Origin of the sequence: Bibersteinia trehalosi, assembly GCF_004346205.1 — a bacterium.
Taxonomy (GTDB): domain Bacteria; phylum Pseudomonadota; class Gammaproteobacteria; order Enterobacterales; family Pasteurellaceae; genus Bibersteinia; species Bibersteinia trehalosi.
The window spans coordinates 125,239-151,814 of the sequence record NZ_SMAM01000001.1; the positions used below are offsets into that span (position 1 = coordinate 125,239).

Consider the following 26,576-nt stretch of genomic DNA (forward strand, 5'->3'; position numbering starts at 1 on the left):
ATTTTTTGATGGAGTAAAGGAATGGCAAAAGCACCGAAAACCGCTTATGTATGTAGTGATTGTGGCGAAGAGTATTCAAAATGGATGGGGCAATGTCGTGCTTGTTTAGCATGGAATACGATTAGTGAAGTACGGTTAATTTCGTCAAAACAAGAAACCAAAGGTGCTCGCTTTAGTGGCTACGCGGGGCAAACTTCTGGTAAGGTACAAACGCTTTCAGAGATCAGCTTGCAGGAAGTACCAAGGTTTAGCAGTGGCTTTAATGAACTAGATCGAGTATTAGGCGGAGGGATTGTACCTGGAAGTGCAATTTTAATTGGCGGGCATCCCGGGGCAGGAAAAAGCACTTTATTACTCCAAGTTATGTGTGGCTTGTCATCAAGATTGCCAACACTCTATGTAACAGGTGAAGAGTCATTACAACAGGTTGCCATGCGAGCAAATCGTTTGGGGTTGCCAACCGAGCATTTGAAGATGCTTTCAGAAACCTCTGTTGAGCATATTTGTAATCTTGCAGATCAGGAAAAACCCAAATTGATGGTTATTGATTCTATTCAGGTCATGCATCTTGCTGATATTCAATCTTCTCCAGGGAGTGTTGCACAGGTGCGAGAATGTGCTTCTTTTTTAACTCGTTATGCGAAAACCCGTCAAGTAGCGATTATTATGGTTGGACATGTGACGAAAGATGGCACCTTAGCAGGTCCAAAAGTGTTAGAACATGCCATTGATGCATCATTATTGCTAGAAGGAGAAGCAGATAGTCGTTTTAGAACCTTGCGTAGTCATAAGAACCGTTTTGGTGCAGTGAATGAACTCGGTGTGTTTGCTATGACTGAGCAAGGTTTACGTGAAGTGAAAAATCCATCAGCGATTTTCTTAAGTCGAAGTGAAGAACAAACTTCTGGCAGTTCAGTTATGGTGCTTTGGGAAGGAACACGTCCATTATTAGTGGAAATTCAGGCATTAGTTGATCACTCTATGCTTGCCAATCCTCGCCGAGTTGCAGTGGGATTAGAGCAGAATCGTTTATCTCTATTGCTCGCTGTTTTGCATCGTCATGGTGGCTTACAAATGTCCGATCAAGATGTATTTGTCAATGTCGTTGGCGGAGTAAAAGTGACTGAAACTAGTGCAGATTTAGCCCTGCTGTTAGCCTTGCTTTCTAGTTTTCGTAACCGACCATTGCCTCATGATCTGGTGGTTTTTGGCGAAGTAGGGCTAGCAGGCGAAATCCGCCCAGTACCAAGTGGACAAGAGCGTATTAGTGAAGCCGCAAAACATGGATTTAAGCGCGCGATTGTCCCTGCTGGAAACATACCAAAGAAATCAATTAAGGGGATGGAAGTGCTTGGTGTGAAAAAGCTAAGTGATGCGTTGGATATTGTTGCGAATCTTTAGGGGCTGTTAGTAACAAATTTGAATGACTAATAACCCAAGCTAAAAGCCAGATTGTTTTCTTAATCTGGCTTTGTACTTTTTAGTAGAAAATTAAGCGCTTGCTTTTTTGCGAGCTTTAAAAATGAGGATTAATCCTGCTAAAACCACTGCTGTTACTACAAAGGCAAGCGGCGCTGAAAGGGTAAATCCAAGGACTAGATAACCAACAACAGTTGCCGTTGCGATAGTCAATGCATAAGGTAGTTGTGAAGTAACATGGTCCATATGGTTACATTGAGCCCCCGTTGAGGACAGAATCGTTGTATCCGAAATTGGAGAACAGTGGTCGCCGCATACAGCTCCAGCCATTACTGCCGAAAGGCTTGGTAACAGTAGTGCGGGTTCTGCATTGGCTGCCATTGCTGCTGCAATTGGTAACATAATGCCAAAGGTTCCCCAACTTGTGCCAGTTGAGAATGCCATAAATGCCCCAAGCACAAATAAGATTGCAGGTAAGAAAGCAGGGTTTAATGTACCAGCTACTAAGGTAGAAAGGTAAGTTCCTGTCTGCATATCTTTTACAATGCCATTGATAGTCCAAGCAAAGAAGAGAATTGTGATTGCGCCAAGCATAGATTTTACGCCAATTACGTAAGACTTGAAGTAATCCACAACACTGATTTTAGGGCCAATGCTTAAGAGAATGCAAAGTGTTGCGACAACAATAGCACTTATCCCACCAACGACTAATGAGATCCCAACAGTAGTATTTTCAAAGGCACCTAGAATAGAGAAAGCTTTGTCATCAGAAGCTAAAGCTTGTCCTCCAGTATAGAGCATCATGGCAACGGTTGAGGCAATTAATGTTAGCATAGGTAATACGAGATTACGCATGCGTCCGATAGGCACTTCGTCATTTTGAGTATCTTCATGATGTGCTTGCTGTAATGCTTGTTGCTCAAATCGTGCCATTGAACCTAAATCAAATGAAAAATAAGCGACAAAGAATACCATTACGATAGAGAAGATCGCATAGAAATTCATTAAACTCATTTCAATAAATGCGCCCAGTGGTGTATAGCCTGTAATGCCATAAGTAGTGAGTAATCCTGCGATGAGAGTAATAATATAAGCTCCCCAACTAGAAACAGGCATCATCACACACATTGGTGCAGCAGTTGAGTCTAGAATATAAGCCAGTTTCGCTCTAGAAACGTGAAATTTATCGGTCACAGGACGCGCAATAGCACCGACAGCAAGGCTATGGAAGTAATCGTCAATAAAAGTAACGAATACCAAACATGCTGCCATTAGCTTTGCGCCCCGTCTATCTTTAATTCGTTTTCTTGCCCAATTCGCAAAGGCTTGATTACTGCCCGAAATACTCAATAAAGCTGTTAAAATGCCGAGTAAGATTAAGAAAAGAACGATATTGACGTTATCAAAATCAATACCATCATCATAAACTAAGCCAATGACTTTCTTGATGAGATAACTTATCGCATCTAATGGATTACCTGCATTGAGCATAAATGCACCAGCAAGAATGCCGAGACTCAGCGAGATAAGTACCTTGCGTGTAACAATTGCTAATAATAATGCAAGTAACGCAGGCACAACCGACCACAATGATGTGGAATAATTTACTAATTCCATAAAACCTCTAAGATTGTTTTTTGTTATTGATTTGTCAAACAAAGAAAGAGATCTACTGAATAAATTTATACGAATAGAGAAGTATAAAAGGAAGGGAGGTATGAATAAACCCAGCCTAAACAGTAGCACTCCACAGCGTTGCTGTGACAGTGTCGTTCCTTTCGGTAACGACCCCAACCGATTAAGATGACGCTTAATCGATTTCGGCAAATACCCCTTTCCGCCTTTTTCATCGCTTTCCGCTCTAAAGGAATACTTATGGCATTCGCACCTCTACAATTTGTAGGACGGTAGATAGCTTACCTGAAATAGGTATTTTTGCAATAGAAACTTGTAAATTATGTTTGGCTATTTGGCAATATGGCATTTTTCTGGAAAGAAAATTAAAATAGAGGATAAATTTTAAAATTAAATTATTTACCCCAGAAAATAATTAGGCTAATATATTTAGTGTTTCAGAATCACTGAAATAGACTTTTAAATTTATAATAGGAGATTACTAAGATGTCAGATATGTTAAAAGTACTTAACAATATTCGTAGCTTACGTGTTTTTGCTCGTGATAATACGTTGGAGACATTAGAAGGTATTGCTGAGAAATTAGCGATTGTAATTGAAGAAAAACGTGAAGCATTGAAAGCGCAGGAGCTTGAGAATGCAAAACGTTTAGAAGGCTTAAATAAATATAAAGAATTACTTGCTCAAGACGGTCTTTCTATTGAAGAATTAGCTTTCTTATTAGGTGGGGGAGAGATGAGCACTAAAAAACGCGAATCTCGTCCAGCAAAATATAAATTCATTGATGAAAATGGCAATGAAAAAACTTGGACTGGTCAAGGTCGTACACCAAAAGCATTACAAGCCGCATTAGATGCAGGTAAATCCTTATCAGATTTTGAAATCTAATTCTAGTTTAAAAAGAGAGCTCCGATGAGTTCTCTTTTTTATATCAAAAGAATATATCTTTATTCATTATATTTAAATACTATTTTTCTTTTCTCATTACGTGAATTTTTCTTTTAATAATCCACATTATTCTAATGATGTTTATAGACATTTGTGTTAAACGAGATTATAAATGTAGTGCTTATTACTATCTGTAACAAGGTGTTAAGGAGAAATCTAGATGTCTTTGTGGCTTGGAATAAAATTGTGGTACTATACGGACAGCGTAGCTTAGAGCGTGCTCTAGAATAGAGAGATTTTACAAAACGTGGGTAACATACTCACGTTTGTTTTTTAGAAGTATGAAGACAGTTGAAATTTTTACAGATGGTTCTTGTTTAGGTAATCCTGGTAAAGGTGGTATAGGTATTTTATTACGTTATAAACAGACTGAAAAAACCTTAAGCAAAGGCTATTATTTGACCACAAACAATCGAATGGAACTGCGGGCAGTAATTGAAGCTCTTTCATTGTTAAAAGAGCCTTGTAATGTGATTTTGCATAGTGATAGCCAATATATGCAAAATGGCATCCAAAAGTGGATTTTTAATTGGAAAAAGAACAATTGGAAAACAAGTAATAAAACACCAGTGAAGAATCAGGATTTGTGGATAGCGCTAGATAATGAAATTCAGCGCCACCAAATTGAGTGGCGATGGGTGAAAGGGCATTCTGGACATAGAGAAAATGAGATTTGTGATGAATTGGCTAAAGCAGGGGCAAATAGCCCTACTTTAGATGATACTGGCTATGAAACTTAGGGCGTTTTCTGATTTCGTGAACTAGATCACAAATGTAATTTGTTATTGAGATAAATCATTGACTTGGTATTGCTTAGTGCTATGATAATTTCAATCCATTTTGGGTTTTCTTTTTGATTAAATCACTTCAAATTCGATTGTTCAGTTTGAGTTGTATTGAACAATAAACTACAACACCTCAAAGGAGTCTATGATGACTAAACATTTCGAACATAATGAATCTCGCCGTCATTTTATGAAACTAATGGCGGGGGTTGGTGCTGGTTTCGCTTTTAGCGGTACATTAGGCACATTTTCTCCAAATGCTTTTGCAGCACCAGTTGCAGGCTCAACGATAGAAGCAGGGATTGCTTACCCAATCTCTACGGGGTTTGACCCTCTGACTTCAAGTGGCGCTTCCTCTTTAGCAGCTAACTTACATATTTTTGAAGGTTTAGTTGATTTACATCCAGCAACACGTCAACCATATCTTGCACTGGCAGCAAAAGAGCCAGAACAAATTGATGATACTACTTGGCGTATTGAACTGCGTGAAGGGGCGATATTCCATAATGGTAATGCGGTGACAACGGAAGATGTTGTTTATTCTTTTGAGCGTGTACTCGATCCTGCACAGGCTTCGCTTTTTGCACAATTTATTCCATTTATTGAAAGTGTGAAAGCTATTGACGATAAAGTGGTGGAATTTAAACTCAAATATCCATTTGCACTATTTAAAGAGCGTTTAACTATCGTCAAAATTGTGCCAAAAGCACTCATTGAGGCAAAAGGTCAGCAAGCGTTTGACGCTCATCCAGTCGGCACAGGTCCATATAAATTTATTTCTGCAGTGAAAGATGACCGTATCGTCTTTGAAGCATTTGATAAATATAATGGCATTTATCCTGCAACCGTAGAAAAAATGACATGGTTCTTACTTTCTGATGATGCAGCCCGAGTCACGGCTCAGGAGTCAGGTCGTGTACAAGCGATTGAAAGTGTGCCATATCTTGATGCGGAACGCCTAAAACGTAAAGGTGTAGTAGATTCGGTTCAATCTTTTGGTTTAATGTTCTTAATGTTTAATTGTCAAAAAGCGCCATTTGATAATGTTAAGGTACGTCAAGCTTTACATTATGGTATGGATACACAGAAGCTGATTGATATCGTTTTTCTTGGTAATGCAAAAGCGGCAAGTTCTTATGTGCAAGATACTCACCCTGACTATGTGAAAGCGGATAGCCAGTACGATTACGATAAAGAAAAAGCGGTAGCACTATTAAAAGAAGCTGGCATTGAAAAATTAGAATTTGAATTACTCGCAACAGATCACTCTTGGATCAAAGAATGTGCGCCGCTCATTCTTGAGTCTTGGAATGCAATCCCTGGAGTTAAAGTGACCCTTAAACATCTGCAATCAGGGGCATTATATGGTGCGCACGTAGATAAAGGCGCATATGAAGTAGTGATAGCACCGGGGGATCCATCAGTATTCGGTAACGACTTAGACTTACTATTAAGCTGGTGGTATCGTGGTGATGTATGGCCGAAAAAACGCTTTGGCTGGGCAGAAACTGCAGAATATGCTGAAGTTCAAGAATTACTTGATGCAGCAGTGCGTGCTAAATCGAAAGAGGAAGCTAAAGAAGCTTGGACGAAAGCGATTAATATCATTGCACGTGAAGTTCCGCTTTACCCAATTGTTCATCGTAAACTACCTACAGCTTGGAATGATAAAGTATTGGATGGTTTCCAATCTTTACCAACCACAGGTATGTCATTCTTAGGCGTGAGCCGCAAATAACCCGCAAAGGGGAATAATTCAGCAGAGGATAATAATGCATCATCTCTGCGCGATAAGGAGAAGTTCAAGCGGTCAGATCGTAAAAAATTTTGCAAAATTTTGCGCTAATCTGACCGCTTGTTGATTTCTGGAGTACTTATGGAAATTATCTTACGTTTATTATTGCGTCGTTTAATGGCGTTGCCGGTGATGATGTTAGGGGTTACCGCCCTTGTATTTGTCGTATTGCAGTTTACCCCTGGAGATCCCGCCACGATTGCTCTGGGCGAAAGTGCCAGTGAAGCAGCAAAAGCACTTTATCGTGAACAACACGGTTTAAATGATCCGATTATCGTGCAATATTTTCGTTTTATTGGCAACTTATTGCAATTTGATTTTGGTATGACCACGCCCCCCGCTCAACCGATTGTAGATATGATTGGCCAAGCATTCCCTCTCACTTTACAGCTGACTTTTATTGGCGTATTGCTTGCGGCGGTGATCTCGTTTAGTTTAGGTGTAACGGCTGCGCTTTATCGAGATCGAATAGCAGATCAAATTATTCGTTTTCTCTCGGTTGCAGCCGTTGCAACGCCCTCTTTTTGGCTGGGTATTTTATTAATTCAATGGTTCTCTTTAGAACTGGATTGGCTTCCTTCTGGTGGTTTTATTCCATTTAGTAAAAGCCCAAGTGGTTATTTTCGTTCAATGGTATTACCTTCTCTTGCCTTAGCAATTCCTGTGTGTGCGTCCTTAATTCGTGTCGTACGTACTACTATGGTGGAAGAGATGGATAAAGACTATGTTCGCACTGCGATAGGTAACGGTGTGCCTTATGCAACCGTGATTCGCCACAATGTATTGCGCAATGCCTTAATTACACCGGTTACGGTATTAGGTTTACGAGTAGGCTATTTATTAGGTGGTGCAGTGGTAATCGAGCAAATTTTCGACTTACCAGGTATGGGAAAACTGATTTTTAATGGCATTGTGAACCATGATTTAAATTTAGTACAAGGGGTGGTTCTCACTATTGCCTTTACCTTTGTCGTGGTGAATATCATTGTGGATATTCTCTATGTTTTGATTAACCCTAAAATTCGGAGTCTATAATGTTTCGTCAAGAATTAGCAGAACGTCTTGCTGCTGGCGGAGCAAGATTTAAAGCCTTACCGACAAGTTCAAAAATTGCCTTAATTTTTTTAGTCTTTGTTGCGCTGGTAGCGATTTTTGCCCCATTGGTCGCACCTTATGATCCATTACAAACACTACGCCCAATACAAGCACCACAAGCGGATTATTGGTTTGGGACAGATCGTTTAGGGCGAGATGTCTTTTCTCGGATTGTTTATGGGGCACGAACTTCATTGTTTATTGGTCTCGGTGCAGTTGCTTGTGCGATTGTTTTCGGGAGTATTTTAGGGGCAACAGCGGCAACAGCCCAAAAATTTGGTAATGAAGTGATTATGCGTTCTATGGACGTATTAATGGCATTCCCTGGCATTGCACTGGCAGCAGTATTACTGGCTACTTTTGGTAATTCAGCCCCTGTTATTATCATTACCATTGCCATTGTTTACACGCCACAGCTTGCTCGTGTTGTGCGTGCCAATGTCGTTTCTCAATGGGAAGAAGATTATGTGCGTGCAGAGCGAGTCATCGGCGGAAGTCGAACTTATATTTTGCTCAAACATGTCGTACGTAATACCGCTGCGCCAGTATTAGTGTTTGCGACAGTGATGGTTGCTGATGCAATCGTTTTAGAAGCCTCACTCTCTTTCTTAGGTGCTGGAGTTCAACCTCCTTTCCCATCTTGGGGGAATATTCTGTCTGAAGGCCGTAATCTCGTATTAAGTGGATTTTGGTGGGCAACAACCTTTGCTGGTATGTGCATTTTACTCACCGTACTTGCCTTAAACATTCTTGCTGAAGGGCTAACCGATGCACTGGTGAATCCGAAACTCAAACGTTCTCCAACCAATAAAGCGAAAGATGATGTCTCTAAACCGCTTTCAACCGATGTACAAGAAGCAATGGCGGAAAGCCTTGCCTTAAAACGCTATTTGCTTAAATTACAGGAAAAAGAGACAACTCGTACTGATAGAATGGTATTAAACCCGCATGCGAAGCCGATTTTGCAAGTCAAAAATCTTTCTATCCGTTTCCCCAATCGCTATGGCGATATTCCACTTGTGGATAACATCAGCTTTACCGTTCACGAGGGAGAAACGATGGGATTAGTAGGTGAATCTGGCTGCGGTAAATCGATCTCAGCATTCTCTATCATGGGGCTGTTACCAAAAACTGCTCAAATCACAGGGGAAATTTTATTTACGGATAGAGCAGGCAATCAGTACGACTTATTAAAAACAGATAAGCTCAATGAGTTACGAGGACACGAGATTGCGATGATCTATCAAGATGCATTGAGTGCATTAAACCCATCAATGCGAATTAAAGATCAAATGGCACAGCTCATTTCTCGGGGAGGAAAACAGTCTGCCGAAACCTTATTACAATGGGTAAAACTTGATCCAGAGAAAACATTAAACCGTTATCCACACGAATTATCAGGTGGACAGCGCCAACGTGTGCTCATTGCAATGGCATTAGCCCGAGAGCCTAAATTATTAATTGCCGATGAGCCAACAACAGCACTTGATGTGACTGTTCAAGCTGAAGTGATCAAACTACTCAATGAATTGCGTGAGAAACTCGGGTTTGCGATGGTCTTTGTCAGCCACGATTTAGCCCTTGTTGCACAGATTGCTCACCATATTACAGTCATGTATGCAGGGCAAGTGGTGGAAGCAGCACCAACCACGCCACTATTAGCGAATCCAATGCACGAATATACGCGTGGTTTGCTTGGTTCGGTGCTTTCAACAGAATGCCGTGCAGAGCGCTTGTATCAAATTCCAGGCAGTGTGCCATCCCCATTTGATTTTGCAAAAGGTGACCGCTTTGCCAGCCGTTCATTACGTCCAGATGCCAACCCAGAACAACGTCTTAAACTTGTACCAACAGGCGATCATCCACAGCATATTTGGGCATCACATTTGGAGGATAGAGTATGAGTATGAAACATATTGAGCCCCAGCCGATTATTGAGTTGGAAAATATCGTGGTGCAGTTCCCCTCCCGTGATGGCAACTGGTTTAACCGCAAAAAATTTACCGCGGTAGGGGGCGTGAGCCTAAAAATTAATGCAGGAGAAACCGTAGGGCTTGTGGGGCAGTCGGGGTGTGGCAAATCCACTCTCGCTAATGTGATCATAGGCTTGCAAAAACCGACAGCAGGTTCGGTTAAATTTAACGGCTTACAAATGAAATATGGCAGTACCGAAGCACGCAAACAGTTTGGACGGCAGGTCTCGGTGATTTTCCAAGATCCCGCTACTGCACTGAATCCAAGAATGCGAGTGTTGGATATTTTGAAAGATCCGATGGATATTCATAATATCCTTGAACCCCAAGAAAGGGAAAAACGCGTCTATGAACTACTTAATCGGGTTGGCTTACCGCGTTCGGCAGCATTGGTTGAACCTACTCGTTTATCAGGTGGGCAAAAACAGCGCGTAGCAATTGCTCGAGCATTAGCACTCAATCCCAAATTAATTGTGGCGGATGAACCAACTTCTGCGCTCGATGTATCTGTTCGGGCTCAAGTGCTTAATTTGCTTGCGGATCTGAAAAAAGAGTTAAATTTATCCATGGTGTTTATCTCCCACGATTTACAAACTGTCCGCCAAGTTTCTGATCGCATTGTCGTGATGAATGCTGGACAAATCGTAGAGCAAGGTAGAGCAAGCGATGTTTTTGAACATCCGACTCAGGAATATACCCGCATTCTGCTTAATGCAGCCCCATCTCTACTCTAATAAAGCAAGGGGGATTCCCCTTGTTTGCTTATTGATCTATGAATGCGATTCAAATTACCCAAACTATCTCCGCCGATCTCTTGATTGTCGGTTCAGGCATTGCAGGCTTATCTGCCTGTGTTGAAGCCCACTCGAAAGGCTTAAATCCTACGCTAATAACAAAAACAGTGATAGGGAGTGGTGCGAGTTATTTTCCCTTGAAAGCGACATTGGGTATTCAGATTACTGGTGAACAAGATGAGGATAAATTTAGACAAGATATCGAACGAGTCGCACAGGGGCAGAATAACCCGAAAATTGTTCAAGCCTATATTGAAGATTCACCACAAGCGATTAACTTACTCTCTCGCATTGGCTTTCAGGCTTGGCTGCGTGATGACAATCGTCCTGCCTGTTTTGCTCAACATTCACGCCCTATTTATCTGATTAACAACTGGCAACGTGCAGCACAAAAAGCAAGAGAAATTATCGCAGCCCAACAAACGCCTGTTTATGAAAATGCAACACTACTTTACATTGCAACTGTAAACCAGCAAGTGCAAGGGGCGGTATTTTCTTTCCGAGCAAGCGGTAAAATTTGCTACATTTTTTGCAAAACATCACAAATAATTTTAGCTACTGGTGGCATTGCTGGCTTATATAAAGACAACCTTTATCCAGCCGATGTGATTGCTTCTAGTCATTATCTGGCACAGCTTGCTGGTGCAGAATTGATTAATTTAGAATTTATTCAATTTATCCCAGCTTTTGTTGAACCAAAATATAAAGTGTTATTTGGTGAGCATACGCTGAAATATGTGGAAAAAATCACGGATAGCCAAGGGAAAAACCTTTTCGCACATTTAAATCAGACAGAATTTAAACAGATGATGACAGAGCGAAGTCGCTATGCGCCATTCAGCATTGATTTTAATTGTGTTGAATTTGATTTGGTGATGATGCAGCATTTGCTTGAAAATCCACGAGCAAAAGGCATTTATCTGCACTATTCTCCCAAACTTTATCAAGATAAAGAGGCATTTTATACGGTTTATCTCCATTGGCTCAAACAAGAAGTTGGTATTGATTTGCTCAAGCAGCCGATAGCTATCGCCCCTTTTGCACATAGTTGTAATGGCGGTGTCGTGATCGATGAATTTGCTCAAACTCGAGTAAAAGGGCTGTTTGCCGTAGGGGAAGTGGCATCTTGTATTGAAGGCGCAAATCGTTTAGGCGGTAATTCGGTGGGGGGCAGTTTGGTTTTTGCTCAGCGTGCCATACAACAGATTTTGCAAAATTTAGCTGAAAAGCCACCGCTTGTGATGAGTGAACAGAGTATAAAACAGGCAGAAGATTATTTCCGTTCGTTACAAAATCAAAACAGTGATAGAATGCTCCGTCCGAGCGATGTCTTAACGCTAATTCGCTCACAGATGGCAAATTATGCAAATGTCTATCGCACTCGTGCAAATTTGCAGGCATTAGCAAAAACGTTAGTACAAATTGAACAAGATTTTTGCCCGATTAAACAAGCAGAATTTCACGGCATTGAAATTTATCACGCATTGAAATCCGCACAACTTATTGTGCAAGCAATGCTACAACGGCAACAGAGTTTAGGTGCACATTATCGTGCAAATTAAGAGGTTTTTATGGTTGATGCAATCATTATTGGCATTATTGTTTTTTCGCTGATGGTCAGTTTATGGCGAGGTTTTATCCGCGAAGTCCTTTCGCTTGCGGGTTGGGTTGTTGCCTTTTTTATCGCCAGTAAATTTTATCCGAATTTAAGTGCTGTATTACTTGGGTTAGATTCCCCATATTTACAGAATGAATACTTACGCAATGGTATTGCGGCTGCAATTTTATTTATTGCGGTGTTAATTATGAGCGGGATTGTGAATACCTTGCTTTCTCAATTAGCGGATAAAACAGGCTTAACAGGTACAGATCGAGTATTAGGCGCGGCATTTGGTGTACTGCGTGGTGTATTTATTGTAGCCGGTTTGCTCTTCTTTATTGGGCGATTTACCTCATTTGATCAAAGCGATTTATGGAAAGAATCACAGCTGATCCCTCATTTTGATTTTATTGTGGCATGGTTTTTTGAACAGCTGGAAGCCAATAAACATCTCATCCAATCCTAATTTCAAGTTCAACAAGCGGCACAAATTTTGTAAAGTTTTGCAAATTGTGCCGTTTTTATCGTTATCTTTATTTGAGAGTGATTATAATCTTTGCCCGATTCATTCCCTTCGGGAAACGTGAGGTGAGTTTTTTCGCCTTGATAGCATTGCGCCATGTGTTAGTTAGACGACTTTAGCTGTTTCGATTCCATCGTAGGGGTTGTAATAGTTTTTAGGCAGGATTAACTATGAACAAGCAATGTTTCCGCGTTATTTTCAGTAAAACACGCCAACGTTTAGTGGTGGTCTCTGAACTCGCAAAATCAGAAGGTAAATCTAGCGAACCATCCTCTTTTTCTGTTTTGCCACTTTTTGCCAAAATTCGACCGCTTACCTTTAGCTTATTTTGTGCGCTAGGTTTTGTCATGTTTTCGGATGCAGCATTGGGCGAGACATTAATTATTCGAGCCGATAAATCCGCCCCGAAAAACCAGCAACCCATTATCCTTTCGACCGCCAACGGCATTCCGCAAGTCAATATTCAAACCCCAAACGATAAAGGGCTTTCCCATAATAAGTATTCGCAATTTGATGTCGCTGAAAAAGGGGCAATTTTAAATAATAGCCGAACAAATACTCAAACTCAGCTTGCGGGGCAGGTTGCGGGCAATCCTTATCTGGCACGCGGTGAGGCGAAGGTGATTTTAAACGAAGTCAATTCTAGCAAGCCTTCGGTCATGAAAGGCTATGTGGAAGTGGCAGGCAAAAAGGCGGAGGTGATTATTGCTAACCCAAGCGGTTTACATTGTGAAGGCTGTGGGATTATCAATTCAGACCGTGCGACATTAACCACAGGCAAACCGCAAATTAAACACGGTCATTTAGACAGTTTTGTGGTGGAAAAAGGCAAGGTGAAGGTTTCAGGCAAGGGGTTGGATAATAGCCGTGTGGATTATACGGAGATTATTAGTCGTCATGTGGAAGCCAATGCGGGCATTTGGTCGAAAAAAGAGACCCGCGTCATTACGGGGAAAAACACTGTCAAGCGGTCAGATTCCGACAAAAATTTGCAAATTATTCACACAAAGCAAGCGCTTGCAGGGGAGTCAAAACCGCAGGTGGCCATTGATGTGGGCGAGCTGGGCGGTATGTACTCGGGCAAAATCCATTTGATTGGCACGGAACAGGGCGTGGGCGTACGTAACGCAGGGCATATTGGGGCAAGCGCTGAGACGCTCACCATCGACAGTCAAGGGCGGATTGTAAACAGCGGCACGCTCAATGCGCAAAAGCCCGTGCAACTGACGGCGCAAAACGGCATTGATAACCAAGGCAAAATTGAAAATAAACAGGGCGATATTCAGCTTAACTCGAAAGCCGATATTCAAAATAGCGGTTCAATTGTGGCGAGAGGCGGCAATATTCAGCAACAAGCCAAAAGCGATATTAAACAACGCGGTGAAACGGTGGCAAAAGGCAATATCACCTACACCGCCCACCAAATTCACGCCGATAAAAATTCACTGATTGCCGCAGGGGTAGACGTAACCGACACTGCACAAGGCGAAGTGCGGAAGCTGGAAACTCAATCTGCGGCAGGAAAAACCATTCAGCTCACTTCTACAGAAAAAACAGCCGTACAGGGTAAAAATATCGCTTCGGGTAAAATTAACGTTTCGGCGGCTAGCATTGATGCCAATCAGAGTCAAAACAGTGCCCATACCGTTGAATACAGTGCCAAATCGGGGGATATTCAGGCGAATAACGCCCGTTTAACGGCAGAGCTAATTCATTTAACTACGCCAAACGTACTTTCTACGCAAGGCAGTTTTTTAACGGCAAAAGCGATAAACACTTCACAACAATTCTTAAATGCACAAAATGCGGTGTGGAAACAAACGGGCGAGCAAGATTTTCATTTAACGGGAGAGAGTGTTAATACGCAAGGGGGTGAGTTTAGCACACAAGGTAATTTTTTCGTTAATGCTACGCAATTAGACAATAATCAAGGTACGCTAAGCAGTGGAAAATCACTCTTTTTGGATTTAAAAGGTGATTTAAATTCGGCTGATGGAACATTATTTGCAGGTGAAAATCTCACACTTAATAGCCAACACTTAAATAATGACAACGGCTTAATTTAGTGATGGAATATTTAATATTCAGGATGTAGAAGGGCAAGAAAATCTAGACCGAATTACAAAATCAATAGTAGAACAAACAAATCATTTAGATAAACCTGATTATCAATCGTTGAGAAAAGACGTGGAAACGGATTCATCTATTAAACGACAATTCTTTTCGAATATAGCAGGGTTTACGGATGAGGCTTATCGGACGATGTTTATCGCTGAACATAGAATGATGACTGCGGAAGTTGATGAAAAAGGAAATCCGATAAAAGATAAACAGTTGGAAAAAGCCCTAGATAATGAGGCTCGTAAAGAGATTGATAAAAAATTAAGTAAGGGAGAAATTACCCAAGCCGAATATAACAAAGAAGTTAATAAATATAAAAAAGATGAATTAGGTAAAGGTCGTAATATTTATCAGTTACGCGAAATTTCTGATCAGGAGCGAAATAACCTGCAAAAAGTAACTTATACAGATCCTCTGACAGGAAAATCGGAAACAAGGTATGTGGTGGCGTTTAACGGTATTTTTAATGACGAAAATGCAGCAGCTAAATTTGCTTGGCAAAACTATATGGCTAAAGAAAGTGAATCAGGAAAAATAGACAGCCGAATTTATAAAGATGTCTATTTTGTTCATCATCCAGAAGCAAAAAATCCTATTTCTGAGTTATTGGTTGCAGGTTATGAAAAAATGTTTGAAGGTTCTTTTGGTAACTTATTGGGAATGGATAATTCCAGTTTACAAGCAAAAGATATTATGACTAAGTATGGTAAAGATAATCTGTTTATTGGCTCACACAGCCGTGGTACTTTAACCGTTGCTAATGCATTAAGTGCATTAAATACCAAAGAAAATCGTGAGGCTAAACTACTATCTGATACAAAAGTTAAAATGGTTGGTCCAGCAGCAAATGTAACCAATTCAGATAATACATTAAGCCAATTACAAACAGGTTCTTCAAGAAATGAGGAAAATAAAAATGGCTCTATTCGTATTGAAAATCATAAGTTAGATCCTGTTGGTAGTTTACCGATTGTATTGGGCGGAAATCTAGCTACGATGAATGATAATGTCCATGATAGAGGCGTAGTCAGACGAATCCTTGATATGTTCGGACCTGATTCATCTATGCATAACTGCTATGGTTTAGGGCAGGAGCAGTGTGTAATGGATGGTTATCGTAAAGAAAACGATTTAATCATGAATAAAGAACAAACTATTTATGATTTGAATAGAAATTCAAACAATAAATAAAGGAGAAATACGATGAAAGCATTCACGGTCATTTTTAGTATTTTCCTTTTAATTGGTTGTTCATTTGGTGGGTTTAGACCTCCTCCACGATATTATGTTTGGTTTTCTAAAGACAAGACATTTGACTCATTAGTTGAATTAGTTGCTACGAGAAAGAAAGAGATGTTAGCTTGCGGAATGGATCCAGTGCTAGGAGAAAGTGGTAATTCTAAAGTTAATTTATGTTTCGAATCAAAAGGTTGGTATTTAAAAGGTGGCCCTGTATGTGAAAATAAATTGATGTGGAATGATGAATTATGTATCAAATGGCGAGCGAAATATAGTAAACCGAATGCGAAACCATGGGGGTAATCATTCTAGATAGTAGCCCATTAAGATCATGTCGGTAGCTTACCTATTGTATTGGGCGGAAATCCATCCACACTGAATGATAACCACGAAAATAGAGGAGCAATACAACGAATGATTGATATGTTCGGAGATAACTCATCTATGCATAATTGCTATGGTCTAGGTCAGGTACAATGTATCAAAGATGGATACCGACAAAAAGGAGATTTAATGATGAATAAAGAACAAACAATTTATGATTTAAATAGAAATCAAAACGGTAAATAAAAGGAGAAATAGTGATGAAAATATTTAGTATTATTGTTGGTGTTTTCTGTCTGATTGGATGCTCATTCGGTGGATTTAAACCACCTCAGCCGTATTACAAATGGCGTCTTCATGACTCAATAAAATTATATCCGCCTTCACAAGAAGGTAGCTTTTTTGAATTATTAACTCATCGTGAGAATGACATGAGATCTTGTGGTATGGATCCTGTATTAGGCGAAAGCGATAAACTTAAAGTTAATTTGTGTATGGAAAAAAAAGGATGGTATCTAGAACAGGGTCCGGTGTGTGAGGAAAAAGATGTATGGAATGAGCCAGAATGTATTAAATGGCGTGCAAAACATAGTAAACCCAATGCGAAGCCGTGGGGGTAACTCATCTGCGTATACCTCCGATGGTATTAATAAAAAGTAAGGAATGAAACTATGAAAAAATTTTTTATTTTGCTAAGCCCATTGCTTCTCAGTGGATGTCTGTTAGCTACAATCTTTCCAAATGATTACTATAAATGTGCTTAGTGGATGGTGTAAAGAGAAACCAGAACGACAAAATTATGTTTGGAATCTGCGTTCTAGTGAAAATCATAGATTGCCTGCAGCTACTGATAACAACTTTATCTCTGCCTATCTAACAGTACGTAAGGAGGATATGAGATCTTGTGGAATGGATCCAGTATCAGGTTATAGTAATGATATAGAACCTAGCTTATGTTTAGAGAAAAAAGGATGGTATTTGAAAGGTGGTCCTGTTTGTGAAAGCAGAACAAGATGGGATAATCCTAAGTGTGTATCATGGCGTTCGAAATATAGTAAACCAGATGTAAAGCCTTGGGGATAATGAATTAAATAATAAGTAAGAAGCGGTTAGATTCTCTAAAAATTTTACAATAAATTGTAAAATTTTTAAGAAATTTGACCGCTTGTTATATGAAATAGTATAAAAATATATATGGTTATTTTAATCACAATAATTTAATGATGTGTAACCTTTTACAAATCCTAATTTTGTAGAGGATGAAAAAAGTACGGTTGGAACAGTATCAAAATAAAAAGGATGGTAAATAATGATAAGAAATGTGATAGCAGTTCTTATTATTATGCTTATGTCCTATATATTGTGTTTTTTGGCGTTTGCGATAATTTTTGCTGCACTTGAGTTTATTCCATTTGGCGGAGACATAAATGAATATCTCTTAGATTTAAAGGAAATTGCAGAGCGAAGTGTTATATTCAGTATCGTAGTAGGAATTAGATACTTCCTTTTAATATTTTTCAAATTTTAGCAGTAAATCAACCGCTTGTTTGGTAAGAGCGAGGACGCTCGCACCATCGGGGGGCAAAAGGTCAGGCAGCGAAGCAAGAAATGGAGAAAGCCATTAGAGAGTATATCGAGAAATAACATCCAACTATTTATCAAACGGCGGAGGATGTTTATCTGAAAGGGGGATTACGTTTGAGTGCCAAATTGGTGTCGATGCAATTACGGTAGCAGTGGAGTATTAGAACGAGAGTTATTACAGAAAAGCCTCTGGTAAGTTGGCTAAAAATTTAAGCACAGCAGAATAAGCAGTGGTGTTTACGTTTTAGCAAGCGGTGCGATTTGTGAAAAATTTTGCAAATCGTACCGCTTTCTTTTACAGGCATGCTAGAATTAGCGCCATTTTTCGGTAGGCAGCTTACTTTTCTATGGCAAAACAGCATCTTTTAACTGTGGGTGGCGAGCGTGTGGCAGTTGTCAGCGGCGTGCGTACGCCATTTGTCGATCGTGATGGGGGATTTAAATCTTCTTATGCGACAGATCTTGGTACTATGGTCACTAATGAACTTTTAAGTCGTAGTGCTTTAGCCCATCAGCAAATTGAGCAATTAGTCTTTGGGCAGGTGATTCAGCAACCTGATATTCCCAATCCTGCACGGGAAATCGCTTTGGCATTGAATATGCCCACGACCCAATCTTATACGCTGAGTAGTTCTTGTCTTTCAGGGTTGCAAGCTTTGGTTAATGTTACTGGGAGCATTGTAAGTGGGTCGATTTCGGTTGGTATTGCAGGGGGGGCAGACTCAATTTCTAATGCACCATTTAGTATTAGTCCGCGAGTGGTTTATCAGCTGAAGAATATTTTGAAAGCACCGACTTTAGAAGAAAAATATCGTCGGTTTAGAGCCTTTTCTTGGCGAGATTTAAAGCCGCATTCAGTGGATTTGAAAGACTATATGACTCGGCTTTCTGTTGCTGAAATTTCGGAACAGATGGCTCAACAGTTTCATATTAGTCGTGCAGATCAAGATGCGTTTGCGCGCCAGTCCAATATTAAGGCTCAAGATGCTTGGAAAATTGGGCTGTTTAAAGAAGAAGTCATCCAGGCATTCCCTCGTCCTTATACTGATTTTGTGGTATCAGATACTCTGTCTTCACAAGCCTGCCGTATGCGTTTTTATGAGCGTGCACCGACAATGCTAAATAAAAGCTATGCCACTGTGACAGAAGCTAATATTCCAAAAGTAAAAGATGGGGCGGCGGCTGTGCTGTTAATGCGTGAGAATAAAGCAAAGGATTTGGGATTACAGCCTTTGGGGTATATTCGTAGCTATGCGGTTACTGGTAACGATATTTGGCAAAACATGTTTATGGGAGCGGTCATCTCAAGTAACGAAGCGTTGAAACGAGCAAACTTAGCTCTGCAAGATATGGATTTAATTGATATTCATGAAACTTCAGCCAGTCAAATTTTGGCGAATATGCAATTGTTCGAGAGTGAAAAATTTGCAAAAGATCAGCTAAATCGTACCGCTTGTTTGGGACGAATTGATATGAGCAAGTTAAATATAAATGGTGGCTCAATTGCTTTTGGTAACCCGAGAGCAGCAACTAGCCTACGTATTTTAATCCAATCATTGTATGGCTTAAAACGACGAGGTGGCGGCTTATCATTAGTGGCTTCTAGTGGATTAGGTGGATTAGGTGCGGCAATGGTACTGGAGAGCGAATAGGATAGTGTATGGAATTAAATCAAACGCAAATTGAACAAACGCAATCTGCTTTCCAAGTGGAAATTGACCGTAATAGGATTGCGATTGTGACCATTGATGCCCCAAATAGTATATTGAATTGGTTGCCAGATAATTTTGTGGATGCACTGAGAGAAGTGATTGGTACCGTGATTTATCAGCAAGCGCGTGGGGTTATTTTAGTCTCTGGTAAGCCAAATCATTTTATTCAAGGCTATCGACCAAGCCATTTATTGTCATTGAGCCGAGAACAACTCATTGCATTTTCAAATAATGCTCAACTGGTGATGCGAGAAATTAATACGTTAAAAATGCCAGTGATTGCAGTGATTGATGGTGAATGCTATGGCTTAGGTTTGGAGCTCGCTCTTGCGTGTGATTATCGTATTGCCAGTGAATCAGTGCATACTCGTTTTTCTATGCCGCAAGTGCGTTCGGGTATTTTGCCTTTTGCTGGCGGTACACAACGTTTAACGCGTTTAATTGGTTTGCCAAATGCCATGACAATGTTGCTTTCAGGGCAGAAAATTGGGGCTGAGAAAGCATTAAGTTTGGGACTGGTCGATAAATTAATTCCCGCTTCTAATTTATTTGAAACGGCGTATTCTCTCTTGCTCAACAACCAAGTGCAAAAAATTGACCATAAACGACCGCTTGTCCGTTTTAAGCACTGGCGTAAACAGATTGAATCTATTCCATTGATTCGTAATAAATATCTTGCCATGGTCGAGAATCGGGTATGGTATAAAACTTTTGGTAATTATCCTGCGGTAACAAAATTATTAGAGCTGTTAAAAGAACCTCATTTTAAGCAAGGATTGGCATTGGAGCAGCAGGCTCTGGCTGAATTGCAAGCTACTGAGCAAGCAAGAGTGTTGATCAATCTAAAAGTCACAGAGCGGGAAATGAAATCGCAATATGTCAATTTGGCACAAGTGCAAGATGTAAAGCAGGTAAGTATTCTTGGTAGTGGCTATATGGGGGCTGGGATTGCGTATATTACGGCAAACTATGCCCAAATTCCTGTGCGGATTAAAGATATTCATCCACTAGGCATTCAAAAGGCTTTGCGTTCTTGCTATTTGCTAATGCAAAAAGCGGTGAATCAAAAACGTATTTCGCATGGAAATATGATTCAGCGAATGAATTTAATCACAGGCGGAGAGCGTTTATTAGCGGCTAAATCGACTGATTTTATTATCGAAGCCGTCTATGAAAATTTGGAACTAAAACAGCAAATGGTGCGAGAGAGTGAAGCGTATTATAGCGAAAATACGATTTTTGCCACGAATACTTCAACCTTTGCAATTCGTGATATTGCATCAGTGGCAAAGCGTCCAGAAAATGTGATTGGTTTGCACTATTTTAGCCCTGTGACTAAACGGAAAATGGTTGAGATAGTCCCTCATGAAAAAACTTGTGAGAACACCGTTGCAACCGCGATTCATTTTGCTATTCAGCAAGGTAAAATTCCGCTACTAGTTTCTGATAGTGAAGGCTTTTTTATCAATCGTATTTTAACGCCCTACCTATTAGAAGCGATTGAATGTGTGGTGGAAGGGGAGGCAATTGAATTTATCGATCGTTCACTGCTGGAATTTGGTTTTAAAATTGGGCCTTTGGCAATGATCGATGAAATCGGCTTAGACGTATTGGCAAAATCTATCCCTGCGATGGTAGAAAAGCTGGGCGAACGATTTAGTTTGCCGGAAAAAGTAACGTATTTGATCGATAACGATCGTAAAGGGCGCAAAAACCGTCGTGGTTTTTATCTTTACGACAGCAAAGGTAAACGTAGCCAAGAAGATAAAAGTATTTATCATGTGATGGAAACCATCACGACCAATGATCTTGAAGCGGAGCAGATTGCCCGTCGTTGTTTGTTGCGTATGATTAATGAGGCGTGCTGGTGTTTGCAAGATAAGGTGATTCGTAGTACCGATGAAGGCAATGTTGCTTCGGTATTTGGGGTGGCGTTCCCTGATTTTCGTGGCGGCATTTATGCTTATATCGAAAAAATTGGGGCAAGTGAGATCGTAAATCAGCTTCGTAAACATGTTCAGATTTACGGTAGCCGTTTTGAGCCATGTGAATGGCTAATCAAACAGGCTGAACAAGCGGTACAAAATCAATAATTTTTTACAAAATAAAAGGAAACATTATGAAATTTTCTAAAATTGCCTTATCAGTTGCTGCTATTGTTAGTGTTATTGCAGTAGGCGGAAGCTGGTACACAGGAAAACAAGCCGAAAGCCGTTATCAACAGTTGGTAGAGCTTTCGAATAAGCAACTTAAAGGGCTAGAAAGTCATGGCATTTTCGCTGAAATTAAAGATGTAAAATTAGAGCGTCATTTTTTTAGTTCGGATGTGGCTTATCGTTTAGAAGCTAAAGTTGATGGTGAGAAATTTGTCGTAGATGGGCAAGATAAGCTCTATCACGGGCCATTCCCATTAAATCGATTAAGCCAATTCAAATTATTCCCTGTTGTTGCCAGTTTACAATCAAAATTCATTTTACCAGAGCAATGGCAGCAAAAATTGCAACGTACGGAATTAGGAGAAGGTGTTGCTGATTTTGCTTATAGTGGTGCGATTGATGGTGTATTTACTGTTCCCGCATTGAGTTATCAAGAAGATATGGGCGATAAGCTTGAGCTTGCCGATGTTACGATGAAATATAGCTATCACCAGAATTTGAACGGGGGACAAGGGGAGATCTCGACTGATCTCGTGAAGCTTTCTGATGATTACGGTAGTCATACTGAGATTTCAGGGGTGACTTACCATTTTGATTATAAGCCAAATTCAAATTATGCTTTGCTGGGCGATAGTAATGCTAAAGTCAACGTTAAGCAGATCAAAGGTGGTAAAGGAGATAGTATTGAAATAAAAGATTTTGAATTAGACTTTGACGGCAAAGTGGAAGGAGAGCGAGCTTTATCGGATGTTTTACTAAGCTTTAAGTCGTTAATGGTTAATGGCACAAATAATTTCGGTTCAATGCAGTTGAAAAGTGATTGGAATGTGGATGCCGCACTTTATCAGCAATTTTTAGATTTAAGTGCTTCTGGTGAAGTTGAGACAGAAATCATTGGCGATGTGATGCTGAAATTATTGGCTAAACAAGCAAGTTTCAACATTAAAGCACTTAAATTAGAGAATAAAGGCGGTAAAGCAAATTCAGCACTCTCATTGAATTTTAATACATTTTCTCCAGAAAAATTCGCTAATACTGACTTAACGAATGTGTTAAAAGCATTAAGACAATCTTCTTTAGATGTTGCTTTAGATAGAGATTATGTCGCTCATCTTATGCAAGCGGGGGGGGATTCAAAAGAAGATGCCCAAAAAGCGGCTGAAGAATTCTTTGCGACATTGAAAATGTTTTCCCTTGTATCGCAAGAAGAAAATAGAGCAAAATTGGCATTAGCCATTGATAATGGCAAAGTCACATTAAATGGCAAAGCGCTATCAGATGATGATTTGCAAGGATTATTATTTATGTTAGCAATGATGGCTGCTTTTTAAACGGAAAGTAAAAATTTTTATGACTGAAAAAAAAGAACAATACAACTTAAATAAACTTCACAAACGCTTACGCCGTAATGTTGGCAATGCGATTGCAGATTTCAATATGATTGAGAATGGCGATAAAGTGATGGTGTGTCTTTCAGGCGGGAAAGATAGCTATACTTTATTGGATATTCTGCTTAATCTTCGCCTAAATGCTCCAATTCATTTTGATATTGTGGCAGTTAATTTAGACCAAAAACAACCAGGGTTTCCTGAACACGTTTTGCCAGAATATCTTGAAAGCATTGGGGTAGAGTACAAAATCGTGGAAGAGAATACTTACGGCATTGTGAAAGAGAAAATTCCAGAAGGAAAAACGACTTGTTCGCTCTGTTCGCGCTTACGTCGGGGCATTTTATATCGTACCGCAACTGAACTCGGGGCAACTAAAATCGCACTTGGTCACCATCGTGATGATATGCTGGAAACGCTCTTTTTAAATATGTTCTACGGCGGTAAATTAAAATCAATGCCACCTAAGTTAATGAGTGATGATGGTAAGCAGATTGTGATTCGTCCTCTTGCGTATTGTAAAGAGAAAGATATTGAGCGTTATGCTGAGGCAAAAGCGTTTCCGATTATTCCATGTAATTTGTGCGGTTCACAGCCGAATTTGCAGCGCCAAGTGGTTAAAGAAATGTTACAAACTTGGGATCGTCAATATCCAGGACGTATTGAAACGATGTTCTCGGCATTACAAAATGTGGCACCATCGCATTTGTGTGATCCAAATCTCTTTGATTTCAAAAATATCAAGCGTGGGCGATTGCCAGAAGGTATTGAAGGAGATATTGCCTTTGATAAAGCAGAAATTCCAGCCGTGCCAGCGGTACAAGATGAAGATGATGAAATTCGAGATTATCGAGGAAATGGAGTGATTAGCTTTAAAGCGGTATAAAATTGAAAAAATTTTGCAAAACCGTTGCTTTTCCATATGGGCTAAGTTATATTCTCATTCATTCAATTTTGGAGCTAATTATGAACACATTGAACACTCTGCATCATCACCATTTCCCTGAATAGTCTTTCGGGCGTTTTGGTATGTTCGGAAGATAACTTCCGAGCGAGAGTGTTAGAATTAGCTAGCAAATACTGATTTCACCCCTTGGAAGTTTACTTTCGAGGGGTTATTTTTTATCTCTGGATTGAATATTTTGCGTTTAATTTAATAAAGAGGACAAATACATGTTATCGAACGAAGTCGTTATCTCGATTATCGTGTTGCTCGCATTAAGCTTAATGCGGATCAACGTGGTAATTGCGTTGATCATTGCTGCTTTAACTTGCGGCATTATTGGCAATGCTGGCAATGGTATGGCATTAGGCGAAGCGCTAAATGCGACTGTGAAGAGCTTTACTGGTGGTTTAGGTGGTGGCGCTGAAACTGCAATGAATTATGCGGTGTTAGGGGCATTTGCTGTTGCTTTATCAAAATCAGGCGTAACGGATTTACTCGCCTATAAAGTAATTAAAGCTTTTGGCAAACGGCCGTCAGGGCGCTCAGTCTTTTGGTTTAAATACACGGTGTTATTTACGTTAGTTGCGTTTTCAATTTCCTCACAAAATGTTATCCCTGTTCATATTGCTTTTATTCCAATCGTTGTGCCACCTTTATTGGGTGTAATGAATCAGTTAAATATTGATCGTCGAGCGGTAGCTTGTGCCATCACATTTGGTCTAACAGCAACCTATATGTTTATTCCTGCAGGCTTTGGTCAGATCTTTATTGAAAATATTTTGGTGAAAAATATTAATCAAGCCGGCGAGGCTTTTCAGCTTTCTGCGGATTTAGCCAGTGTTGCCAAAGCGATGAGTATTCCTGTCATGGGAATGGTATTGGGCTTATTATTTGCTTTATTTGTAAGTTATCGTAAGCCAAGAAGCTATATTGCTCGTGTTGAAGTAACACAAGATGATTTAGCAAATAGAGTGGCAAAGGTTTCTCAATTTCATATTGCAGTAAGTATTGCTGCAATTGTTGCAACCTGTGTGGTACAGTTGAGTTGTAATTCTACCATTTTAGGGGGCTTAGTAGGTTTAATTATTTTTGCAGCAGGTGGCGTATTTAAGCTTAAACAGAGTAATGACATTTTCCAAGATGGTTTACGCTTAATGGCGATGATTGGCTTTGTCATGATTGCAGCCTCTGGGTATGCTAGTGTAGTGAATTCTACAGGTGGTGTGTCAGCATTAGTTGAGAGCCTAAGCAGTGCAATTAGTAGCAAGGAAACCGCTGCATTTCTAATGTTATTAGTCGGCTTATTGGTGACAATGGGGATTGGCTCTTCCTTCTCAACGGTGCCGATTTTGGCTTCAATCTATGTGCCTTTGTGTGTTTCTTTCGGTTTTTCACCGCTTGCCACGATTGCCATTGTTGGTGTTGCAGCAGCACTTGGCGATGCAGGGTCACCGGCTTCCGATTCTACCTTAGGCCCAACATCAGGCTTAAATGCAGATGGTAAGCACGATCACATTTGGGATTCTGTTGTGCCGACTTTCTTGCACTATAATATTCCGCTTTTAGTGTTTGGTTGGATTGCGGCAATGGTGTTATAATCCACTTGTTTTTTAATAGACCGCTTGCTTTGCAAGCGGTTTGTTTTTACAGGAAATTTGCAAAATGAAATTTATCTCTTTTAATATTAATGGCTTACGCGCTAGACCTCATCAGCTTGAAGCGATTATTGAAAAACACCAACCAGATGTGCTGGGTTTGCAAGAAATCAAAGTGGCAGATGAAGATTTTCCCTATGATTTAGTTAGTCATTTGGGCTATCACGTTTTCCATCATGGGCAGAAAGGGCATTATGGCGTTGCATTATTAACTAAGCAAAAGCCATTAGCAGTACGTAAGGGGTTCCCTACGGATGCCGTTGATGCACAAAAACGAATGATTATGGCAGATATCGAAACACCATTTGGCATACTTACTGTATTAAATGGCTATTTTCCTCAAGGGGAAAACCGTAGTCACGAAACAAAATTCCCTGCAAAAAAGAAATTCTATGCGGATTTACAGCACTATTTAGAAAGTGAATTGAAACCTGAAAATCCAATCGTGATTATGGGCGATATGAATATTAGCCCAACAGATTTAGATATTGGCATAGGCGAGCCAAACCGTAAACGTTGGTTACGTGATGGCAAATGTTCTTTTTTACCAGAAGAAAGAGCGTGGTTAGCAAAGCTGCACGGTTATGGCTTGGTGGATACTTTCCGAGCAATGCATCCAGCTACTGAAGATAAATTTTCATGGTTTGATTATCGCTCAAAAGGGTTTGATGATAATCGTGGTTTACGTATTGACTTAGTTTTAGCATCTCACTCACTGGCTGACCGCTGTGTGGAAACAGGAATTGATTTAGAAATTCGAGCAATGGAAAAACCATCTGATCATGCGCCAGTCTGGGCGGTATTTAAATAATTGCTAACGGCTTAGAAGTAATTCTAAGCCGTTATTTTTTTGATCTATTTCTCATTTTTTCTTTTTCCCTCTT

The 26,576-nt window shown here is 40.1% G+C and carries 21 protein-coding genes, 1 riboswitch and 1 other annotated feature; of the genes, 20 read left to right on the forward strand and 1 reads right to left on the reverse strand.

The genetic code is table 11. The annotated features are described in order from the left end of the window. Positions 1-21 precede the first annotated feature (21 nt). Complete coding sequence (gene radA / locus EDC51_RS00685; protein ID WP_125135342.1) at positions 22-1,401, forward strand: DNA repair protein RadA; 1,380 nt, start codon at positions 22-24, stop codon at positions 1,399-1,401. A 90-nt stretch (positions 1,402-1,491) separates the two neighbouring features. Here radA and EDC51_RS00690 read toward each other — a convergent pair whose 3' ends face one another. Continuing rightward, complete coding sequence (locus EDC51_RS00690; protein WP_131927897.1) at positions 1,492-3,036, reverse strand: Na+/H+ antiporter NhaC family protein; 1,545 nt, start codon at positions 3,034-3,036, stop codon at positions 1,492-1,494. Positions 3,037-3,151: 115 nt separating this feature from the next. After that, positions 3,152-3,320: riboswitch (Lysine riboswitch) on the reverse strand. Positions 3,321-3,540: 220 nt separating this feature from the next. Here EDC51_RS00690 and EDC51_RS00695 point away from each other — a divergent pair. The 19 genes from EDC51_RS00695 (at position 3,541) to xthA (ending at position 26,503) form a co-directional block, all read left to right on the forward strand. Continuing rightward, positions 3,541-3,942: an H-NS family histone-like protein gene (locus tag EDC51_RS00695; RefSeq protein ID WP_015432355.1), complete on the forward strand. Its 402-nt coding sequence runs from the start codon at positions 3,541-3,543 to the stop codon at positions 3,940-3,942. Between the two features lie 341 nt (positions 3,943-4,283). Beyond that, entirely contained in the window at positions 4,284-4,742 is a 459-nt protein-coding gene (gene rnhA, locus EDC51_RS00700) for a ribonuclease HI (protein ID WP_064318020.1), read from the forward strand. 193 nt (positions 4,743-4,935) lie between these two features. Then, on the forward strand, positions 4,936-6,525 hold the full coding sequence (locus EDC51_RS00705) for an ABC transporter substrate-binding protein (protein ID WP_025289243.1): 1,590 nt from the start codon (positions 4,936-4,938) through the stop codon (positions 6,523-6,525). Between the two features lie 138 nt (positions 6,526-6,663). Next, a complete protein-coding gene (locus tag EDC51_RS00710) occupies positions 6,664-7,617 on the forward strand; it encodes an ABC transporter permease (protein ID WP_131927898.1) in 954 nt (317 codons plus the stop codon). Then, entirely contained in the window at positions 7,617-9,581 is a 1,965-nt protein-coding gene (locus EDC51_RS00715; protein WP_131927899.1) for a dipeptide/oligopeptide/nickel ABC transporter permease/ATP-binding protein, read from the forward strand. Before EDC51_RS00710 ends, EDC51_RS00715 begins: the two co-directional genes overlap by 1 nt. After that, the gene (locus tag EDC51_RS00720) at positions 9,578-10,384 is read left to right on the forward strand and encodes an ABC transporter ATP-binding protein (RefSeq protein WP_131927900.1); all 807 of its coding nucleotides are present in this window, start codon (positions 9,578-9,580) and stop codon (positions 10,382-10,384) included. Before EDC51_RS00715 ends, EDC51_RS00720 begins: the two co-directional genes overlap by 4 nt. A gap of 38 nt (positions 10,385-10,422) precedes the next feature. After that, complete coding sequence (locus EDC51_RS00725) at positions 10,423-12,006, forward strand: FAD-binding protein (protein ID WP_131927901.1); 1,584 nt, start codon at positions 10,423-10,425, stop codon at positions 12,004-12,006. Between the two features lie 9 nt (positions 12,007-12,015). After that, positions 12,016-12,510: a CvpA family protein gene (locus tag EDC51_RS00730; protein WP_015432362.1), complete on the forward strand. Its 495-nt coding sequence runs from the start codon at positions 12,016-12,018 to the stop codon at positions 12,508-12,510. Positions 12,511-12,737: 227 nt separating this feature from the next. Next, entirely contained in the window at positions 12,738-14,633 is a 1,896-nt protein-coding gene (locus EDC51_RS00735; RefSeq protein ID WP_131927902.1) for a two-partner secretion domain-containing protein, read from the forward strand. 121 nt (positions 14,634-14,754) lie between these two features. After that, positions 14,755-15,879 carry a hypothetical protein gene (locus tag EDC51_RS10890; protein ID WP_249038445.1) on the forward strand — a complete coding sequence of 375 codons (1,125 nt, stop codon included), beginning with the start codon at positions 14,755-14,757 and terminating at the stop codon, positions 15,877-15,879. Positions 15,880-15,891: 12 nt separating this feature from the next. After that, positions 15,892-16,230, forward strand: a complete 339-nt coding sequence (locus EDC51_RS00745; protein ID WP_025289250.1) for a hypothetical protein — start codon at positions 15,892-15,894, stop codon at positions 16,228-16,230. Between the two features lie 111 nt (positions 16,231-16,341). Beyond that, on the forward strand, positions 16,342-16,497 hold the full coding sequence (locus EDC51_RS00750; protein ID WP_231495165.1) for a hypothetical protein: 156 nt from the start codon (positions 16,342-16,344) through the stop codon (positions 16,495-16,497). Between the two features lie 14 nt (positions 16,498-16,511). Continuing rightward, positions 16,512-16,871 carry a hypothetical protein gene (locus EDC51_RS00755; RefSeq protein ID WP_064318009.1) on the forward strand — a complete coding sequence of 120 codons (360 nt, stop codon included), beginning with the start codon at positions 16,512-16,514 and terminating at the stop codon, positions 16,869-16,871. Between the two features lie 1,311 nt (positions 16,872-18,182). After that, entirely contained in the window at positions 18,183-19,487 is a 1,305-nt protein-coding gene (locus EDC51_RS00765) for an acetyl-CoA C-acyltransferase (protein ID WP_015432366.1), read from the forward strand. 8 nt (positions 19,488-19,495) lie between these two features. Next, the gene (locus EDC51_RS00770; RefSeq protein ID WP_131927904.1) at positions 19,496-21,640 is read left to right on the forward strand and encodes a 3-hydroxyacyl-CoA dehydrogenase NAD-binding domain-containing protein; all 2,145 of its coding nucleotides are present in this window, start codon (positions 19,496-19,498) and stop codon (positions 21,638-21,640) included. A 26-nt stretch (positions 21,641-21,666) separates the two neighbouring features. Next, on the forward strand, positions 21,667-23,034 hold the full coding sequence (locus tag EDC51_RS00775) for a YdgA family protein (RefSeq protein WP_131927905.1): 1,368 nt from the start codon (positions 21,667-21,669) through the stop codon (positions 23,032-23,034). Positions 23,035-23,053: 19 nt separating this feature from the next. Beyond that, positions 23,054-23,977 (forward strand): tRNA 2-thiocytidine(32) synthetase TtcA, encoded by a 924-nt coding sequence (ttcA, locus tag EDC51_RS00780; protein ID WP_131927906.1) that lies wholly within the window; start codon positions 23,054-23,056, stop codon positions 23,975-23,977. A 100-nt stretch (positions 23,978-24,077) separates the two neighbouring features. Next, positions 24,078-24,214: a sequence feature (His leader region), on the forward strand. Between the two features lie 50 nt (positions 24,215-24,264). Next, positions 24,265-25,635 (forward strand): Na+/H+ antiporter family protein, encoded by a 1,371-nt coding sequence (locus EDC51_RS00785; protein ID WP_025267118.1) that lies wholly within the window; start codon positions 24,265-24,267, stop codon positions 25,633-25,635. A gap of 64 nt (positions 25,636-25,699) precedes the next feature. Then, complete coding sequence (gene xthA, locus EDC51_RS00790; RefSeq protein ID WP_131927907.1) at positions 25,700-26,503, forward strand: exodeoxyribonuclease III; 804 nt, start codon at positions 25,700-25,702, stop codon at positions 26,501-26,503. The last annotated feature ends 73 nt before the right edge of the window (positions 26,504-26,576 follow it).